Source organism: Streptomyces sp. NPDC001153 (genome assembly GCF_053598315.1).
The window spans coordinates 132,121-150,076 of record NZ_JBSFJZ010000022.1 but is presented as its reverse complement, the minus strand read 5'-3'; the positions used below and the strand labels follow the sequence as shown (position 1 = coordinate 150,076).

At 72.4% G+C, this 17,956-nt stretch carries 15 protein-coding genes; 11 read left to right on the top strand and 4 right to left on the bottom strand.

Features of this window, described 5'->3' with window-relative positions; translation table 11 throughout:
- Positions 1–74: 74 nt before the first annotated feature.
- Positions 75–752, bottom strand: a complete 678-nt coding sequence (locus ACWDEN_RS25180) for a spermine/spermidine synthase domain-containing protein (protein WP_450860180.1) — start codon at positions 750–752, stop codon at positions 75–77.
- Positions 753–949: 197 nt separating this feature from the next.
- Here ACWDEN_RS25180 and ACWDEN_RS25175 point away from each other — a divergent pair, with 197 nt between their 5' ends.
- The 6 genes from ACWDEN_RS25175 (at position 950) to ACWDEN_RS25150 (ending at position 7,380) form a co-directional block, all read left to right on the top strand.
- Positions 950–1,792 (top strand): rhomboid-like protein, encoded by an 843-nt coding sequence (locus ACWDEN_RS25175; protein ID WP_450860179.1) that lies wholly within the window; start codon positions 950–952, stop codon positions 1,790–1,792.
- Positions 1,793–1,995: 203 nt separating this feature from the next.
- A complete protein-coding gene (gene lon / locus ACWDEN_RS25170) occupies positions 1,996–4,416 on the top strand; it encodes an endopeptidase La (protein ID WP_450860178.1) in 2,421 nt (806 codons plus the stop codon).
- Between the two features lie 120 nt (positions 4,417–4,536).
- A complete protein-coding gene (locus tag ACWDEN_RS25165) occupies positions 4,537–5,487 on the top strand; it encodes a serine/threonine-protein kinase (RefSeq protein ID WP_351623063.1) in 951 nt (316 codons plus the stop codon).
- 203 nt (positions 5,488–5,690) lie between these two features.
- Positions 5,691–6,287, top strand: a complete 597-nt coding sequence (locus tag ACWDEN_RS25160) for a hypothetical protein (RefSeq protein WP_450860177.1) — start codon at positions 5,691–5,693, stop codon at positions 6,285–6,287.
- A 134-nt stretch (positions 6,288–6,421) separates the two neighbouring features.
- Positions 6,422–6,853 carry a hypothetical protein gene (locus ACWDEN_RS25155; protein WP_450860176.1) on the top strand — a complete coding sequence of 144 codons (432 nt, stop codon included), beginning with the start codon at positions 6,422–6,424 and terminating at the stop codon, positions 6,851–6,853.
- Positions 6,854–6,867: 14 nt separating this feature from the next.
- Entirely contained in the window at positions 6,868–7,380 is a 513-nt protein-coding gene (locus tag ACWDEN_RS25150) for a hypothetical protein (protein ID WP_351612641.1), read from the top strand.
- Position 7,381: 1 nt separating this feature from the next.
- Here the strand turns inward: ACWDEN_RS25150 and ACWDEN_RS25145 are convergent, their stop codons facing one another.
- Positions 7,382–9,757, bottom strand: coding sequence for a SpoIIE family protein phosphatase (locus ACWDEN_RS25145; protein ID WP_450860175.1), 2,376 nt, complete (start codon positions 9,755–9,757; stop codon positions 7,382–7,384).
- A 303-nt stretch (positions 9,758–10,060) separates the two neighbouring features.
- Positions 10,061–10,903: a lysozyme gene (locus ACWDEN_RS25140; RefSeq protein ID WP_351612646.1), complete on the bottom strand. Its 843-nt coding sequence runs from the start codon at positions 10,901–10,903 to the stop codon at positions 10,061–10,063.
- Between the two features lie 237 nt (positions 10,904–11,140).
- Here ACWDEN_RS25140 and ACWDEN_RS25135 point away from each other — a divergent pair, with 237 nt between their 5' ends.
- Positions 11,141–11,632 carry a MarR family winged helix-turn-helix transcriptional regulator gene (locus tag ACWDEN_RS25135; RefSeq protein WP_450860174.1) on the top strand — a complete coding sequence of 164 codons (492 nt, stop codon included), beginning with the start codon at positions 11,141–11,143 and terminating at the stop codon, positions 11,630–11,632.
- A 119-nt stretch (positions 11,633–11,751) separates the two neighbouring features.
- Here ACWDEN_RS25135 and ACWDEN_RS25130 read toward each other — a convergent pair whose 3' ends face one another.
- Positions 11,752–12,540 carry a protein phosphatase 2C domain-containing protein gene (locus ACWDEN_RS25130; protein ID WP_450860173.1) on the bottom strand — a complete coding sequence of 263 codons (789 nt, stop codon included), beginning with the start codon at positions 12,538–12,540 and terminating at the stop codon, positions 11,752–11,754.
- Positions 12,541–12,992: 452 nt separating this feature from the next.
- On the opposite strand from ACWDEN_RS25130, the gene ACWDEN_RS25125 reads away from it, so the two are divergent.
- The 4 genes from ACWDEN_RS25125 to ACWDEN_RS25110 are packed head-to-tail and all read left to right on the top strand — an operon-like array spanning position 12,993 to position 17,935.
- Positions 12,993–16,379 carry a nitrate- and nitrite sensing domain-containing protein gene (locus ACWDEN_RS25125; RefSeq protein WP_450860172.1) on the top strand — a complete coding sequence of 1,129 codons (3,387 nt, stop codon included), beginning with the start codon at positions 12,993–12,995 and terminating at the stop codon, positions 16,377–16,379.
- The gene (locus tag ACWDEN_RS25120) at positions 16,376–16,888 is read left to right on the top strand and encodes a roadblock/LC7 domain-containing protein (RefSeq protein WP_351612651.1); all 513 of its coding nucleotides are present in this window, start codon (positions 16,376–16,378) and stop codon (positions 16,886–16,888) included. Before ACWDEN_RS25125 ends, ACWDEN_RS25120 begins: the two co-directional genes overlap by 4 nt.
- Positions 16,885–17,295: a DUF742 domain-containing protein gene (locus ACWDEN_RS25115; RefSeq protein WP_351612653.1), complete on the top strand. Its 411-nt coding sequence runs from the start codon at positions 16,885–16,887 to the stop codon at positions 17,293–17,295. Before ACWDEN_RS25120 ends, ACWDEN_RS25115 begins: the two co-directional genes overlap by 4 nt.
- Positions 17,276–17,935 carry a GTP-binding protein gene (locus ACWDEN_RS25110; RefSeq protein WP_450860171.1) on the top strand — a complete coding sequence of 220 codons (660 nt, stop codon included), beginning with the start codon at positions 17,276–17,278 and terminating at the stop codon, positions 17,933–17,935. Before ACWDEN_RS25115 ends, ACWDEN_RS25110 begins: the two co-directional genes overlap by 20 nt.
- The last annotated feature ends 21 nt before the right edge of the window (positions 17,936–17,956 follow it).

Below are 17,956 nucleotides of genomic sequence, written 5' to 3'. Positions count from 1 at the left end.
GATCCCATGTCTGCGATTGACGCTTGAATGATCCGCGTCAGGGCAGCACATTACGGGGATCCACCGTGCTGTCGCTATCCAGGGCGGACGCCGAGGTGCACGGCGTCCGGAACGCCCCGGGCAACGGGCACCTCTTCGGTACGCACCTGCTGGAACCCGGCATTCCGCAAGGTACCTTCAAATTCCGGAGACGGTTCGGCGGACCACACCGCGAGCACCCCGCCGCAAGTCAACACCCTTGCGCAGGCGGCGAGTCCGGCGGGTGAGTAGAGGGTGTGGTTGCCGTCCGTGACCGTCCAGCCGGGACCGTTGTCGATGTCCAGGCAGAGCGCGTCGAACGTGTCGGATGTCTCATTGACGAACGCCACGAGGTCATCCTGCACGACCTCGGTGCGCGGGTCGGCGAGCGCCGTGGCGGAGACCGCCGCCAGCGGCCCGTCCCGGTGCCAGTCGATGACGGCGGGCTCCCGCTCCACGACGGTGATCCGCCCCCACCCGGGGCTCGCCGCGGCATGTGCGAGTGAGAACCCCACGCCCAGCCCGCCGATCAGCACGTTCGGCTCCGGCCGCCCGTCCAGCGCCCGGTACGCGGCGTCGACCAGCAGCCGCTCCGAGCGGCCGTCGGAGGTGTCCATCAGGAAGCAGCCGTTGGCGATGATCTGCAACAGTGCTCCGTGCCGGCGCAGCACCACCTCGCCGTACGGGCCGTCGCGCCGGTCGAGGATCACGGGGGAGTCGTACACGGCAGTCATGCACCCATCCTCCTTGAACACACCTTGACCTTCACGGGAATTAGAAATGTCGCACTGATGTGCACCCTTTCGGTGCGGGGCGAGGACGCGGCCGGAACGTAGGAGGTTGCTGTGAATCGGCTCTCGCGTGGCGTCGGTCATAGACAGCGGCCCCCGGAAGCCGAAGGGTTGGGGCAGAACGGAAGGAGTGCCACAGCGTGGAACGGACCGCGACGGGCCCTGCGGCGGCCGCGTCCCCGCCCCTGACGGGCGCGCCCTTTCCGGACGGCCTCGGCGCCGTCCCGGTGCCCGCGATCGCGGACCTGCTGGACGGCGTGCCACGCCAGCGGCACGCCACGCCCCTCGCTCCCGCTCCCGGACCCGCCCCCGTCGAAGGGCGTCCGGCCGCACCGCTCCCGCTCTCGCTCCCCTTTCCGCTCTCGGTTCCGCGGCTGTGGCGGCTGCTGCCCACCCCCGCGGGCACCCCGTTCACCTTCGCCTACATGGCCGTCCTGGCCGTCACCTCCGTGTTCGCGACCCTGGCCGACCCCGCCCTGGTGCAGGCCCTCTACCAGGACTCCAGCACGGACGTGGCCCACCTGGTGCGCACACCCGCGGTGGTGCTGCTGGCGAGCGCGCTGTGGATCGCGGGCGGTGTCCTCTCGCCGTACGCGGTGGCGTTCGTGCTGGTGCTCACCGCGCTGGAGCGGCGGATAGGGGGCGCGCGTGCGGCCTGCGTCTTCCTCGCCGGGCACGTCCTGGCCACGCTCGCCACCGAGATCCCCGTGGGCCTCGCCGTCCTGGTCGGCCACCTTCCGCCCACCTCACTGCACCGCCTCGACTACGGCATCAGCTTCGGCGTGGCAGGCAGCATCGGCGCCCTGTCGGGCCTCCTGCGTCCCTGGCTCCGCTGGCCCCTTCTCGCCCTGACGGCCGCCGAACTCGTGAGCGACCTGATCGCCTTCGTGGACCCGATGACGAACTGGGGCCACCTGATCGCGCTGACGATAGGTGTGGCGAGCTGGCCTTTTGTACGCCGGTGGGTTGACGCGCCCCGATAGGGGCGCGGGACTGTACCGATGTGCGGCTCCGCCGCGCGGGCGCGCGAAAGCGCCGCGCACCCGCACCCTCACCCGCGAACGCACCTTCCACGGCACCCCCTTGGGCGAACGTGATCGCTGAGAGCGAACAGACAAGGGGAACACCAGCCCTCCCCTCAACGGTTGAGTCGGCATAGCTCAACTTGACTGCCGAAGGGGAGATCATGGCTACTGAGTCACCGGCGTTCACGCTCGTCCTGCCCGTGCTGCCGCTCGACGACGAGGTCGTGCTGCCCGGCATGGTGGTTCCGCTGGACCTGAGCGACGCCGAGGTACGGGCCGCGGTGGAGGCCGCGCAGGCCGCCGCCCGGTCGGAACCGGGCAAGCCCAGGGTGCTGCTGGTGCCCCGCATCGACGGCACGTACGCGAAGACCGGTGTGCTGGGCACGGTCGAGCAGGTCGGCCGGCTGGCCGACGGTGACCCGGGGGCTCTGATCCGCGGCCGGAGCCGGGTGCGCATCGGCGCCGGCACCACCGGTCCCGGCGCGGCCCTGTGGGTCGAGGGCGCCCGCATCGACGAGAGCGTGCCGGACCCGCTGCCGGGCCAGGTCGCCGACCTCGTCAAGGAGTACAAGGCGCTCGCCACCGCCTGGCTGAAGAAGCGCGGCGCCTGGCAGGTCGTGGACCGCGTCCAGGCCATCGACGACGTCGCCGCGCTCGCCGACAACTCCGGATACTCGCCGTTCCTGACCATCGAACAGAAGGTCGAACTGCTGGAGACCGCCGACCCGGTGGCCCGGCTCAAGCTCGCCGCACAGCAGCTCCGCGACCACCTCGCCGAGCAGGAGGTGGCCGAGACCATCGCCAAGGACGTCCAGGAGGGCGTCGACAAGCAGCAGCGCGAGTTCCTGCTGCGCCGCCAGCTGGAGGCCGTCCGCAAGGAACTGCGCGAGCTGAACGGCGAGCAGGACGGCGAGGAGTCCGACGACTACCGCGCCCGCGTCGAGGCCGCCGACCTGCCGGAGAAGGTCCGCGAGGCCGCGCTCAAGGAGGTCGACAAGCTGGAGCGGTCCAGCGACCAGTCCCCGGAGGGCTCCTGGATCCGCACCTGGCTGGACACCGTCCTGGAGATGCCCTGGAACGAGCGGACCGAGGACGCCTACGACATCCAGGGCGCCAAGGCGGTCCTGGACGCCGAGCACGCGGGCCTTCAGGACGTGAAGGAGCGCATCACCGAGTACCTCGCGGTGCGCAAGCGGCGCAGTGAGCGCGGGCTCGGCGTCATCGGCGGCCGGCGCGGCGGTGCCGTACTGGCCCTGGTGGGTCCGCCCGGCGTCGGCAAGACCAGCCTCGGTGAGTCGGTCGCGCACGCCATGGGCCGCAGGTTCGTCCGCGTCGCCCTCGGCGGCGTCCGCGACGAGGCCGAGATCCGCGGCCACCGCCGTACCTACGTCGGCGCGCTGCCCGGCCGGATCGTGCGGGCCGTCAAGGAGGCCGGGTCGATGAACCCGGTGGTCCTGCTGGACGAGATCGACAAGGTGGGCTCCGACTTCCGCGGCGACCCGGCCGCGGCCCTGCTCGAGGTCCTGGACCCGGCGCAGAACCACACCTTCCGGGACCACTACCTGGAGGTCGAACTCGACCTGTCGGACGTGGTGTTCCTGGCCACCGCCAACGTCCTGGAGGCCATCCCGGAGGCGCTCGCCGACCGTATGGAGATCGTCCGCCTGGACGGCTACACCGAGGACGAGAAGGTCGTCATCGCCCGCGACCACCTGCTCCCGCGCCAACTGGAGCGGGCGGGACTCGGCAGGGAAGAGGTCGTTCTGGAGGAGAGCGCCCTGCGCAAGCTGGCCGGCGAGTACACGCGCGAGGCGGGTGTCCGCACCCTGGAGCGCTCGATCGCACGCCTGCTGCGCAAGGTCGCGGCCCAGCACGAACTCGGCGAGCGGGAGCTGCCGTTCACCGTGAGGGACGCCGACCTGCGCGATCTGATCGGGCGCCCGCACCACGTGCCGGAGTCCGCCCAGGACCCGGCCGAGCGCCGTACGTCGGTCCCCGGTGTGGCGACCGGTCTCGCGGTCACCGGCGCGGGCGGCGACGTGCTCTACGTGGAAGCCTCCCTGGCCGACCCGGAGACGGGCGCCGCGGGCCTGACCCTGACCGGTCAGCTCGGTGACGTGATGAAGGAGTCGGCGCAGATCGCGCTGAGCTTCCTGCGCAGCCACGGAGCCGAACTGGAGCTGCCCGTGGGCGACTTGAAGGACCGGGGTGTGCACATCCACTTCCCGGCGGGCGCGGTCCCGAAGGACGGCCCGAGCGCCGGCGTCACGATGACGACGGCCCTGGCGTCCCTGCTCTCCGGCCGCCTGGTCCGCACGGACGTCGCCATGACCGGCGAGGTCTCGCTGACCGGCCGGGTGCTGCCCATCGGCGGCGTGAAGCAGAAGCTGCTCGCCGCCCACCGCGCCGGGGTGACCACCGTGATCATCCCCAAGCGCAACGAACCCGACCTGGACGACGTCCCGGCCGAGGTGCTGGACAAGCTCGACGTCCACACCGTGACCGACGTCCGCCAGGTCCTGGAACTGGCACTCGCGCCCGCGACGAACGGCGCGACGCCGGAGGTTCCCCTGGCGGCGTGACGGACGCCACGGGATGAGTGAAGGCCCGGGTCCCCTGAGGGAGACCCGGGCCTTCGCCCTGTGCGCGTACAGCAATCCGCGCACCGCGCCCATATCGGCACAGGTCGATAGAATTCAGGCGTGAGTTGGCCCCCCAAGACCCCCTCCGGTCTGATCGGGGCCGAGATCGCGGGCTACCAGGTGGAGCGCGAGCTCGGTCGTGGGGGCATGGCCGTCGTCTACCGCGCCAGGGACCTGCGCCTCGGCCGGACGGTCGCCCTCAAGCTGCTCGCCCCCGAGTACACCAGGAACGACGCCTTCCGCCGCCGTTTCGCCCAGGAGTCCCGGGTGGCCGCCGCCATCGACCATCCCAACATCGTCCCCGTCTTCGAGGCCGGCGAGTTCGACGGGCTCCTCTACATCGCCATGTGCTACGTCTCCGGGCAGGACCTGCGCGCCCTGATCGACCAGGAGGGCCGGCTGCCGGTGCCGGTCGCGCTGCGCATGACGGCCCAGCTGGCGTCCGCCCTGGACGCGGCCCACGCGCGCGAGCTGGTGCACCGGGACGTCAAACCCGGCAACGTCCTGGTCGCCAAGGTCGTCGACAGCGATCACCCCGAGCACGTGTATCTCACCGACTTCGGACTGGCGAAGAAGTCGCTGTCGCTCACCGGGTTCACCACCGCGGGCGAGTTCGTCGGCACCCTCGACTATGTGGCGCCCGAGCGGATCGCCGGGCGCCCGGTGGACGGCCGGGCCGACCTGTACAGCCTGGCCTGCGTGGTCCACGAGATGCTCGCGGGCGCCCCGCCCTTCCAGCGGGAGGACCAGCTGGAACTGCTGTGGGCCCACCAGTACGACCCGCCGCCCCCGCTCAGCAAGGAGCGGCCGGACATCCCCGCCGCCGTCGACGACGTACTGATCAAGGCCCTGGCGAAGGCCCCCGGCGACCGTCACGGCACCTGTCTGGAGTTCGTCGCGGCCCTGCGGGACGCCGTCGCCGACCGCGTTCCCCGCCGCCGTACGCCGACCGTGGTGGACCGTGTTCCGCCACCGGATCCCCCTGCCTGGGCCCGGCCGCTCCTCGGCTGACCCGCGCAATTTGAGCGGCTTTTACCCGACGCCTGTGAGTGCGTCAAGTCCCGAGTCCTCGGAACGTGACCCCGATTTCCCGTTCGGGCTTACTTGAAGCACGGCCTCACCGGAAAGGAAATGAGGCGGTCCGGGGGACGGAAATCCTCCGGAAATCCCCGGTAATCCTCTCGGGAAATCCTCACAGCAATGGGAGAAAGCTCATGACTCGTAATGTTCACACCCACGACGACGCCCGTGCGAAGCGCCGAGGTCTCCGTTTCGCGACCCTCGCCGCCTCCGCCGCACTGGTCACCGGAGGTGTCCTCCTCCCCGTCTCCGGCGCGATGGCGGCCCCGATGCCCACGTCGACCGTGGCCTTCGTCCATGGCGGCGGTGCCGGTGGCGCCGGTGGTGACGGCGGTGGCGGCCTGGTCGGCGGCGGCGGTGGCGCCGGTGGATCCGGTGGCGGCAGCGTCCTCGGCACCGGCGGTGCCGGCGGCAAGGGCGGTAACGGCGGCGACGGCGTCCTGGCCGGCGGTGGCGGCGGTGGCGGCGGTGGCGGCGGCGAAGGCGTCATCGGCGGTAGGGGCGGCGACGGCGGCAACGGCGGCTTCGGCATCCTCTCCGGCGGTGGCGGCGGCAGCGGCGGTGGCGGGGGCGACGGCACCCTCCTCGGCGGCCAGGGCGGCAACGGCGGCAAGGGCGGCAACAGCATCTTCAACGGCGGCAACGGCGGGAAGGGCGGCAAGGGCGGCTTCGGCGGTCTCCTCGGCGGCGCCGGTGGGTCCGGCGGGGCCGGTGGCGCCAGCTTCTTCTGACCGTCTCCCCCGACCGTCGACGGGGTGGAGGCCGTCAAGGCCTCCACCCCCTCTCCGAAACCCTCACGCCACTTTCTTCGAACTGAATTTCTTTGAGCTGAATCGAACCGAATCGAACCGGAACGGAGATCCCGATGTTCATCAACCCCTCCCGGCGTCCCATCCTCCTCGCGGCGGCCTCCGTGGCGCTCGTCACCGTCACCGCGTGCGGCGCCCAGGCAGCCACCCACACGGCCCCGGCCCCCACCGGCTACACGGCCCTGGCCCACCGGTCCGGGCACTGCGGCGAGGGGGGTGAAGGCGGCAAGGGCGGCGCGCCCGGCCAGCCGGGTCAGCCGGGCGAACCCGGCAAGCCAGGCTGCTTCTCGCTCCACGACCTGCCTGACAAGCCGAAGTCGGAACTCTCCCTGGCGGACCGCGCACGGATCGCGCTGACCGTGCTGACCGGCCGGGCGACCAAGGCCGAAGTGGCCAAGAAGTACAAGATCTCGGAGAAGGAGGTCGACACATGGGAGCGTCAGGTTCTGAACGGCGACTGGCTCGGACTTCTGGACGGCGTCACGTGAGAAAGGGAAATCTCATGCGCAGGAATTCCTGGAAATTCGGTATCGGCCTCGCGGTCTCGACCGTGGTGATCGCCGGGGGTGCGACGGCCCCGGCCGCGATGGCCGACACCGGCCCCGTCGGCAGCGGATCGGGCAGCGGCCCGCCCAGCCTGAGCAGCGTCCATGTGGGCAACGGCAGCGTCCGCATCGGCGACTCGATCTGCGCGGGCAACTGCAACGGTACCGTCAACGGCGCCAAGGGCGCGGACGGCGGCATCTGCGCCGGGCTCTGCAACGGCAGCGCCAACGGCGGCGACGGCACCGCCGGCGCACCGGGCCGGGCCGGCGGCAGGGGCGGCAACGGCGGGATCTGCGTCGGCGTCTGCTCGGGCAGTGTCAACGGCGGCAACGGCGGGAACGGCGGCGACGCGGTGGGCACGGGCGACGGCGGGAACGGCGGGCGGGGCGGCAACGGCGGGATCTGCCTCGGCGTCGGCTGCGAGACCAGCGGCAACGGCGGCCGCGGGGGCAACGGTGGCAACGGCTGACTCAGCCGGCGGCCTGGGCCAGCGACTGCTCCGCCCACACCGTCTTGCCGACCCGGTCGTGCCGGGTGCCCCAGCGTTCGGCGAGCTGGGCGACGAGCAGCAGGCCCCGGCCGCCCTCGTCGAAGATGCGGGCGCGCCGCATGTGCGGGGTGGTGCCGCTGGAGTCGTACACCTCGCAGATCAGCGTCGAGTCCTGGTGGATCAGCCGGAGCTGGATGGGCGGGCGGCCGTAGCGCATCGCGTTGGTGACCAGCTCGCTGACCATCAGCTCGGTGGTGAACGCGGCCTCGTCCAGCCCCCACGCGGACAGCTGGTCGCAGGTCAGCCGGCGGGCCCGGGAGACGTCCGTCCAGTCGCTCCGCAGCTCCCAGGCGGCGACCCGGTCCTCGTGCAGGACCCGGGTGCGGGCGACGAGCAGGGCGATGTCGTCGTCGGGGCGGTGGGTCAGCAGCTCGGTGAGCACATGGTCGCAGACCGCGTCCAGCGAGGGCGCCGGCCGGACCAGCGCGGCGAACATCTTGTCCAGCGCCTCGTCGATGTCGTGGTCGCGGGCCTCGAACAGCCCGTCGGTGTACAGGGCGAGCATGCTGCCCTCGGGCAGTTCGGCCTCGATGGCCTCGAACGGCAGCCCGCCGAGCCCCAGCGGCGGCCCCGCGGGTACGTCGAGGAAGCGCACGGCACCGTCCGGAGTGACCACGGCGGGCGGCGGGTGGCCGGCCCGGGCCAGGGTGCACCGGCGGGAGACCGGGTCGTAGACCGCGTACAGACAGGTGGTGCCGATGCCGCCGGCGGTCTCGGCGGCCGGGTCCGTGCTGCCCTCGTCGGCGGCGAGCCGCAGCACCAGGTCGTCGAGGTGGGTGAGGAGTTCGTCGGCCGGCAGATCGACGTCGGCCAGGGTGCGCACGGCGGTGCGCAGCCGGCCCATCGTGGCCGAGGCGCGGATGCCGTGGCCCACCACGTCGCCCACCACGAGCGCCACCCTGGCCCCGGACAGCGGGATCACGTCGAACCAGTCGCCGCCCACCCCGGCCCGGGTCGCGGCGGGCAGATAGCGCGTGGCGATCTCCAGGGCCGCCTGGTCGGGCAGCGTGTGCGGCAGCAGGCTCTGCTGCAGGGCCATGGTGGTGGTGCGGGCCCGTGTGTAGGTGCGGGCCTGCCGGATGCCGGCGGCCGCCTTGGCCGTGAACTCCTGGGCCAGCCGCAGGTCCTCCGGGCCGAACGGCTCCCGGCCGGGGCGCCGGCCGAACAGCGCCACCCCGAGCGTGCTGCCCTGGGCGAGCAGCGGCACCGCCAGCAGTGAGCGGGCGCCGGACGCGCGCAGCCATGCCGCGCCCGGGTCCACCGCCGCCCACTCGGCGACGAGCGGGTCCGCCGTGTCGTACAGCAGTGGCCGGCCCGCCGTCAGACACCGGACCGGAGGCGAGTCCGGCGGGCAGACGACCGCCTCGCCGACGCCGCTGCCGTAGGCCGGTCCGACGCCGTCGGGCATGGCGCGCAGCGCGGCGCGGCGCAGGACGACCGGGCCGGGCTGCGGGGCGGGTTCCTCGCCCGCGTCGCAGGGGGCGTCGAGCAGGTCGACCGCCATGACGTCGGCGAGCCGGGGGACGGTGACCTCGCCGAGCTCCTGCGCGGCGCGGGCCTGCTCGGAGGCCGTGCCGACGCGCGAGCCGCTCTCGCCCGAGGGGCGCTGCCGGGCGGCGGTGTCCTGCGCGGGCGGCTGCGTGGACAGACAGACGGCACGCACCCGGCCGTCGGCGTCCTTCAGCGGGGTGAGCGCGGCGGCGCGGCCCAGTTCCGCGCCGAGCCGGGCCCGGGCCTCCTGCGGCCGGCCGGTCTCCAGCGCGAGCCGCATCGACCGGTCGGCCTCCTCGCTCGCGCCGCCGGGCATGATGTGCGGCAGCCGCAGTCCGCGCATCGCGGCCTCCGGCAGGGCGAGGGCGTGCTCCATCCGCCGGTTGGCGCGCACGAGCCGCAGCTCGGCGTCGAAGATGGCCAGCGGGAAGGGGGACTGGAGGAAGGTCCACTCCTCCAGGGGCTCGCCCCGGGGCGGCTGCGCGCGTGCCGTCACGGCGCTCACCACGAGCCAGTCCGTGACTCCGGTGTCCGAGGTCCGGCGGTGCGCGAGCACGCCCAGCTCCAGCAGCCGGCCGTCGCGGTGCCGCAGCGGGACGGTGCCGTTCCAGCGGTCCCGGCCGGCGACGATCCGCCGGGCCGCGGAGCCGTCGGTGGCGAGGAGCGCCGTGGCGGGCCGTCCGACGACGGCCGGTGAGTCGTAGCCGAGCAGCCGCTCGGCGCCTTCGCTCCAACCGGTGAGAATGCCCTGTTCATCGATGGTGGCCGTGGCCGTGTACGTCGACTGTCGCTCCGGTCGCTCCATCGCCGCTCATCTCGCCCTTGTCGCCCTTGCTCGGCAGGCTCTCCTGACCAGCATGATCCCGGGCGGCGCGGAGCACCAACGCAGGGCCGCGGGAAGAAAACCGCGGTCGTCCGCAACCGGCCGGGGGCTTCCCGGTATGAAGGAGACAAATGCCCATATTGCGGCATTACCCATCCTGCTGGGGGGTGACAACAGGGAGGACTCGATGACCGGCGTCACGGTCCGGCCGCATCCGCGCCGAGCTCGGCCACACCGGTACGGCCGAGCTGACGCGGATCGCGATCTCCCTGGGTCTGTGCGGGCTCAGCCGTTGGCCAGGGCCTGCACCCGGTCCAGGGCCCCGTTGAACTTGTCGTGGTCGCCGACGGCCGGGCCGGAGGAGGTGTACTGCCACATCGTGTAGTACGACCAGCCGGCCGGCAGCGTCCCCGGGTCCGAGGCGTAGCGGGCGATCCACAGCGGGTTGTTCGCCGCGAAGCCGCCGTAGTTGCCGGTGCAGTCGCTCCACCAGCTGGTCGCCGTGTAGATCACGGCGTCCCGGCCGGTGAGGGACTTGTAGGTGTTCAGGAAGTCGGCGATCCAGCCGACCATCTGGCTCGCCGACTTGCCGTAGCACTCGGCGCCGTACGGGTTCCACTCGATGTCGAGCGCGCCGGGAAGGGTCTTGCCGTCCCTGGACCAGCCGCCCCCGTGGCCGACGAAGTAGCTCGCCTGGGCGGCGCCGCCGGCGGTGTCCGGGGTCGCGAAGTGGTAGGCGCCGCGGATCATGCCGATGTTGTACGAGCCGTTGTACTGCTGGGCGAAGTACGGGTTCGTGTAGTACGTGCCTTCCGTCGCCTTCGTGTACGCCCAGCGCACCCCGCTGTTCCACAGGGTCGACCAGGCGACGTTGCCCTGGTAGCCGGCGACGTCCACGCCCTCGGTCTGGGTGACGGCACCGAGGGCGGGGGTGCCGTGCCGGCCGTCGTGCGCGGGCACGCCCATGCCCATGTGGGCGGAGCCGCGGGCGGGCGCGGTCGCGGCGCGGGCGGAGGTGAGGGGGAGGGTGAGGGGGAGCGCCGCGAGCAGGGCCGTGACCAGGACGGCGAGGGGACGCGGGCGGAGGGAGCGGGCGGAGCGGTCGGAGCCGGGTCTGCGCACGGGCATGACGTGCCTCCGGGGAGTGGGGTGGGGAGAACGTGGCTGTGACCGTGTACCGGATGCCGCACTGGCGTGGGCATGCCATTGATGTGCCTGGTAGGGAAGCTACGCACGTAGATACGACGGGGGAAGGGGGTCCGGGCTCCGCCGTTGGTCTAGCCCTGCGAAATACTTACAGAGCTGCGGCAATGACGACTTTTGGCAGAAACTTTCAGGATCGCGAAACCGAGCAGGGGTGCTGACGTGCACGAGGACGGAAACGGCGACGCACATCGCGCCGCCCAGAAGATGACGCCCAGTGGTGCAGACCAGGAATTCCTGGCACTGGAACGGGAGTTGACCGTGCTGCTCCGCCGGGCCCGGGCCAACCAGGGCGAGATGGCCCGCGAGGTCCATCCCGACCTGGAGTCCTCCGCGTACGGCCTGCTCATCCGCCTGGACGAGTGCGGCGGCCAGCGGGCCACGGACCTCGCCGCCTACATCGGCGTCGGCAAGGCCACCATGTCCCGCCAGCTGCGCGCCCTGGAGGAGCTCGGCCTGATCGCCCGCGAACCCGACCCCGCCGACGGCCGCGCCTGGCTCGTCACCCTGACCGAGGAGGGACGCGGCCGGGTCGGCAAGGTCCGCGAGGCGCGCCGCGCCCGCTACGTCCGGCAGCTCGCCCACTGGGACCGCCGTGAGGTCGCCGAACTCGCCCGCCTCCTGAACCAGTTGAACGGCGTCATGGAGAAGTAGGGCACCCGGAAGGGCCCGAGCGCTCACGGCCGGAAACGGCGAGGGGCTCTCGGCCGGAATCGGCATGAGGCGCACGGCCGGAATCGGCGAGAGGCGCACGGCCGGAAACGGCGAGGGGCTCACAACTGCGCGTAGACCACCGTCGCGTCGTCGTGCGTCTTGCTCCGGCCCAGGAACGCCCGCTCCTCGCGGTCCGCCGCCTCCAGCTCCCGCACCCGCTCCACCAGGGACCGGGCGCCCTCCTTCGCGACCGTCTCGAACAGGGCCTGCCAGTCGCCCTCGTGGAACTTCTCCGTCCAGCGGGTCGCACCGTCCGTCAGCGCGGCCAGGGCGCGGACCTCGCCCCGAGGCACGGTGCCGGTGACCGCGCGGGCGGCCACCGAGGGATCGGCGGCGGCCGTGAAGAAACCGCCCTCCTTGTTGCGCAGGGTGGCGTCCACCAGGGCGTCGGTGGCGAGCGCGGAACGCGGGAGGCGGGCCAGCCGGTCGTCGAGGACCGGGGTGACCGTGCCGTCGGGGCCCTGCAGCAGCAGCGCGGAGTCGGACAGCACCAGGTACTCGACGGTGCCGGCGGACCAGCGGGCCAGGGCGACAGTCGCCTGGGGGGTTCGCGGGTGAGAAAGTTCACAGGTCTGCGCGTGGGCCTCGGCGGTGCGGCCGATCGCCCGCGAGAGAATCCCCGGGAGCGTCAGATCTCCGCGCGAAACGGTCAGTTCGGTCAGCGCGCCGCCGAGCCGGGCGGTGAACCAGGGGACGGAATGCAGACACCCCGTCTCACCCCGCGGCGGAGTCACCCCGTCCAGGACGATTACACAACCTCCCTGTCCGGAGGCGGGTAGTCCGACAGCGGCGAAGTCCTCGTTGGGTCGGTTCGCGTCGCCGGGTTCCGAAACGAGATCAGTTCGCATTCGGCCAGTCTGCACGAGGCCTTCACAGGATGCGCCAAAGGCTGGCAACCGCCGCCGAATTGGCACGACTCCGCAGGTCAGGCGCCTGATTTGGCATGGAATGATCCACTCCGGCAAGGCGTGGTGGCGAATACTGCCAAAGCCTGCCCCGCGCGTCCAACCGGCATGCCGCACGGCAGCGCCCCACGCGCCACGGGAACTTGCCCGCCAACTCCCCTCCGATGTTCACTCCTTCGGGTGGCGGGTCAGGTGATGCGCGACCACTGCTCACCGGCGCTGGGAGGGTCGGGAACCGTACGAACCGGGTGTACGCACCACTTGGCACCGATATGACGGGGCGCCACCCGGACCCTGGGTAGACGAGTTCAGGAATGCGAGCACCGGTGCAGATGAAGCGGCCTCGGCGCACAGGCAGGCAGACGGACCCCACGGGGACCGCCCAGCAGACCCCCGTGGGCACCGGCCGCCCCACCCATGTGCGCACCCGGCTGATCGTCGCCGTCGCCGTGGTGGCCGCCGCGGTCGCGGGAGCCGGCGCGCCCTCCGTGCTCACCGGATCCCAGGACGTCAGCGACTCCCAGGACCTGGTGACGCTGGCCGCCCGCACCCAGGACGCCCTCGCCCTCGCGAACTCCCTCGCCGACGAGCGCGACGAGGTCACCTCCTACATCGCCGCGGGCCGCCCCAGGTCCAAGGCCCCCTCCGAGGACCGCAGCGCCCGCGTCGACCGGCAGGTCGAGGACCTGCGCGCCGAGGAGGACACCCCGGCGAGCCTGCGCGGCGACCTCGACGGCATCGCCGCCGTCCGCCGGGCCGCCCTCACCGGCCAGAGCACGGCCCTCCAGGCCCACCAGGCGTACTCGGCGGCCATCACCGAGCTGCACCGGATCGCCGAGCAGCTCGCCGACCAGACGCCTCCGCGGGCCGGCTCCGGCGCCCACGCGCTCGCCGAGCTGGACACCGCCGTCCAGCAGTCCGCCGCCGCCCGCGGCCTGCTGCTCGCGGCGCTGAACGTGCCGTCCTCCACCCGGACGGTGATCAGCCCCGTCACCGGCCTGCCCACCACGACCTCCACCACCTCCGAGGCCGACAGGAAGCAGCGCGACGCTCTGTCCGCCGCCGCCCAGCAGGCCCGGCTGCGCGCCGACGCCGCCCTCGCCGACTTCCGCGCCACCGCCCCCAAGGCGGCCGTCGACTCCTACGACTCCACGGTCACCGGCACCGACGTCAACTCGGCGGAGAAGTACCTCGCCACGCTCACCGGCCGGCCGACGCTGGCCGACAGCGAGCTGACCACCAGCACCAAGAAGCTGGACGCGGCCCTGTCCGCGCGCGTCGACCTGATGCGCGGCGCGGAATCGGCCCTCTACGAGCACCGCACCAAGGACCTGGCGAAACTCCGCGACGACGACGTCACGGCGCTGGAGATCCGCATCGCCGTGCTCGGCGCGCTGATGCTGGTCGCGGTGGGCCTCGCCACGGCCATGGCCCGCACCCTGACCCGCCCCCTGTCGGTGCTCCGCCGCGGCTCGGCCCGCCTGGCGGAGTCCGGGGACCCCGCCGGCCAGGAGCCGATCGCCTTCACCGGCCGCAACGACGAGTTCGCCCAGGTCGTCCGCTCGGTCAACGCCCTGCACGCGCACGCGGTCGCCCTGCGCGAGCAGACCATCGCCGCGGGCGAGCGGGTCGCCACCCTGGAGACGGACCGCAAGCACCTGGTCGGCCAGCGGCAGAAGATGGCCGACGCCCGCGAGGCCCTCCAGGCCGAGCTGATGCAGTCGGCCGACATGCTGGAGCGGATGCGCACCAGCATCGGCGGTACGTTCGTCAACCTGGCCCTGCGCACCCTCGGCCTGGTCGAACGCCAGCTCGCGGTCATCGAGGGCCTGGAGGAACGCGAGCAGGACCCCGAGCGGCTCGCCACGCTCTTCAAGCTGGACCACTTCGCCACGGTCATGCGCCGCCACAGCGAGAACCTCCTGGTCCTGGCCGGCGCCGAGCACGTCCAGCAGCACCACGGCCCGGTGCCGCTGGTCGACGTGGTCCGGGCGGGCGTCAGCGAGATCGAGCGCTACGAGCGGGTCCGTATCGCGGCCCTGCCCCCGCACGCGCACGTGGCGGGCTTCGCAGCGGACGACCTCTCCCATCTCCTGGCCGAACTGATGGAGAACGCCACCTCGTTCTCCCCGCCGGAGATGCCCGTCGAGGTCTCCGGCTGGCTGCTGGAGAGCGGCGAGGTCATGCTCTCCGTCCAGGACGAGGGCATCGGCATGGCGGCCGACCGCATGGACCGCCTCAACGTCCGCCTGGCCGACTTCGACCCCGAGTCCGCCTACGACCACGAGGGCGACGCCGGTCTCGGCCTCGGCCTGTACGTCGTCGCCCGCCTCGCCCACCGCCACGGTGTCCGTGTGCAGCTGCGCGAGCAGAAGCAGGGCGGCGTCGCGGCGGTCGTCGTCCTGCCGGCCACCCTCCTCGCCGATGCCCTGCCCCCGCAGACCTCGTCCGGAAGCACCACCGGCACCTTCTCCCTCCCCGGCGCCGACGCCGAGGCCAACTCCAACGTCCTCCACGCCCGCACCAAGGACACCGACCCACTGGTGGCCCTCGCAGAACAGGCACTCCGGGACACCACGACCTCGGACGGTACGGCCGTGGCCTCGGACGGTGCGGCCATGACTTCGGGTGGTTCGGCCACTGATTCCGGCGGTCGGGCCGGCGATTCCGGCGGTGCGGCCACTGTCCCGGGCAGTGCGGCCATGCTCTCGGGTGGTTCGGTCACCGACCCGGGCGGTTCGGCCACCGATTCCGGGGGGCGGGCCGACGACTACGGCAGTCCGGTCACGGCCTCCGGCGGTGCGCCCACGGTGTCGGGCGGTGCGCCCATGGTCTCGGGTGGTTCGGCCGCCGACTCGGGCGGTCGGGCCGGCGACTCCGGCGGTCAGGCCACCCATTCCCGCGGTTCGGCCGCGGTCTCCGGCGATCGGGCCACGACCTCGGGCGGTCCGGCCATCGATTCCGGCGGTCGGCCCACCGACTCCCGCGGTCCGGTCACGGCCTCTGGCGGCTGGCCCACCGACTCGACCGGTGCGGCCACCGACTCCCGCGGTTCGGGCGCCGCCCCCGGCGGTCCGGCCGATGAGATCGACAGCCCGGCGCAGCCGACGGTCGTGACGCCTGCGGGGGAGACCGCGACCGCCTTCGGCACGTTCGCCGAGGAGACCGCCTCCGCCGAACGGGCCGGGGAGACGGAGGGTGCCTTCACCGGACGGGCCGGGGAGACGGCGGGCGCCTCCGCCGCACCGGCCGGTGAGACGCACAGCGGCTTCGGCGGGCCGGGTGCTCAGGCGGAGGGCGCGGTGTGGGATGCGTTCGGCGGCCGGGCCGGAAAGCCGGTGGAGCAGGCGGTGCATGAGCAGGCCGGCCCGGCCGCCCAGGACGCGGAGACCCGCCCGAAGGCCCCGGCGGAGACGTTCGCCGAGACGACGATGGAGCTGCTGCTCCCGGACCTGACGCAGCCCCCCATGGTCCCGGCGGCCGCCGCCGGCGAGGACGCCCCACAGGGGCCACCCGCACCCGGCCACGAAATCCCCGCCGAAGGCGAGGCCGAGGCGGAGGAGCAGGTCACCAGCAAGGGCCTCCCCAAGCGCACACCCAAGATCACCGTACCGACCCAGGCCCCACGCCAGCGGACCCGCTCTGTGGACGCCGAAGCCCTCCGCAGGAGGCTGGGCGGCTTCCGCCAGGGCGCCCAGGCCGGCTACCGCGACGTAGAGGCAGAGATCACAGCACGTACCGAAAACGCCACGGGGGGCACAGCCGAGGAGGCAAGCAGTTGACCGCGCCCAGTACCTCCAGTACCTACGGACTGAGCAGTGAAGCCCGCAACCTGCACTGGCTGCTGACCAACCTGGTCGAGGAAGTCCCCGGCATCCAGTCCGTCGCCGTGGTCTCCTCGGACGGTCTCCTGCTCCTCTCGTCCGACCCGGGTCACACCGAGCAGTCCCGCAAGGCCCGCCCGGCGAAGGGCCCCCGCGGCTCCTCCGCAGACCTCGCCACCATCGTCTCCGGCATCGGCAGCCTCACCGTCGGCGCCGCGAAGCTGATGGACTTCGGCGGCGTCAAGCACACGATGATCGCGATGGAGGAGGGCAGCCTGTTCGTGATGTCGATCAGCGACGGCTCGCTGCTCGGCGTGCACGGTTCCGCCGAGTGCGACATGAGCGTGGTGGCGTACCACATGGCGCTGTTCGTCGGCCGCGCAGGCCACGTCCTGACCCCGGAACTCCGCAGCGAGTTGCGCAAGTCCCTGCAGGCCGAGGCGGAGTCGGCGGGGAGCGCCCGATGAGCGGACCCGGAAGGAAACTCCCCGTGCGCGGCGGCGACCGCAAACCCGCCCGGGTCCGCCCCTACTCGCTCACCGGCGGCCGTACCCGCTTCGGCCACGTCCTGCTCGTGGAGACGTTCGTGGCGGCGCTGGAGGCCCCCGAGGAGCGCAAGGAACTGACGAACGGTTCCCTCAGCACCCGGGTGATGCCCGAGATGCAGGCCATTGTCGAACTGTGCCGCCGTATGCGTACGGTGGCCGAGATCGCCGCGCTGCTGAAGATGCCGCTCGGCGTGGTCCGCGTGCTCCTGAGCGACCTGGCGGACCAGGGAAAGATCCGTGTGTACGGCACCGGCACCGGTCACGGCACCGGCCGCCCGGACCGTGCGCTGCTGGAAAGGGTGCTGAGTGGACTCCGTCGTCTCTGACGCCGCCGCCTCCGCCGTCGGAGGCGCCCCTCTCGTCGCCGGATTCACCGAGCCCGACGAGGACCTGAGGTCCTGGCAGATGGACCGCACCCGCGCCCCCATCGCCACGAAGATAGTCGTGGCGGGAGGCTTCGGTGTCGGCAAGACAACCCTCGTCACCTCCGTCTCGGAGATCACGCCCCTGCAGACCGAGGCGCTGATGACCGAGGCGAGCGAGGAGACGGACGACCTCACCGCCACGCCGGGCAAGCTCACCACCACCGTGGCCATGGACTTCGGCCGCATCACGCTCGACGACGACCTGGTGCTCTACCTGTTCGGCACGCCGGGCCAGCAGCGGTTCTGGTTCATGTGGGACGACCTGGTGCGCGGTGCGATCGGCGCGGTCGTCATGGCCGACACCCGCCGGCTGAAGGACTGTTTCCCGGCACTGGACTACTTCGAGAGCTGCGGACTGCCGTACGTCGTCGCGGTCAACCACTTCGACGACAGTGAGCTGTTCGAGCCGGAGGACGTACGGGAGGCACTGACGATCCCCGCGCACGTCCCTGTCATGATCATGGATGCGCGGCGTCGGATCTCGGTCATCGAGACACTGCTGGCCCTGGTCGGCCACGCGCTGGACGAAACCCCCGAGTAGTCCCCGAGCAGTACCCGTTAG

What these genes read in the sequence shown, in the direction of transcription:
- lon (WP_450860178.1), top strand. Translation starts at nt 1,996, where the DNA reads ATGGCTACTGAGTCACCGGCGTTCACGCTCGTCCTGCCCGTGCTGCCG.
- ACWDEN_RS25155 (WP_450860176.1), top strand. Translation starts at nt 6,422, where the DNA reads ATGTTCATCAACCCCTCCCGGCGTCCCATCCTCCTCGCGGCGGCCTCC.
- ACWDEN_RS25140 (WP_351612646.1), bottom strand. Translation starts at nt 10,903, where the DNA reads ATGCCCGTGCGCAGACCCGGCTCCGACCGCTCCGCCCGCTCCCTCCGC.
- ACWDEN_RS25145 (WP_450860175.1), bottom strand. Translation starts at nt 9,757, where the DNA reads ATGGAGCGACCGGAGCGACAGTCGACGTACACGGCCACGGCCACCATC.
- ACWDEN_RS25115 (WP_351612653.1), top strand. Translation starts at nt 16,885, where the DNA reads ATGAGCGGACCCGGAAGGAAACTCCCCGTGCGCGGCGGCGACCGCAAA.
- ACWDEN_RS25130 (WP_450860173.1), bottom strand. Translation starts at nt 12,540, where the DNA reads ATGCGAACTGATCTCGTTTCGGAACCCGGCGACGCGAACCGACCCAAC.
- ACWDEN_RS25150 (WP_351612641.1), top strand. Translation starts at nt 6,868, where the DNA reads ATGCGCAGGAATTCCTGGAAATTCGGTATCGGCCTCGCGGTCTCGACC.
- ACWDEN_RS25180 (WP_450860180.1), bottom strand. Translation starts at nt 752, where the DNA reads ATGACTGCCGTGTACGACTCCCCCGTGATCCTCGACCGGCGCGACGGC.
- ACWDEN_RS25160 (WP_450860177.1), top strand. Translation starts at nt 5,691, where the DNA reads ATGACTCGTAATGTTCACACCCACGACGACGCCCGTGCGAAGCGCCGA.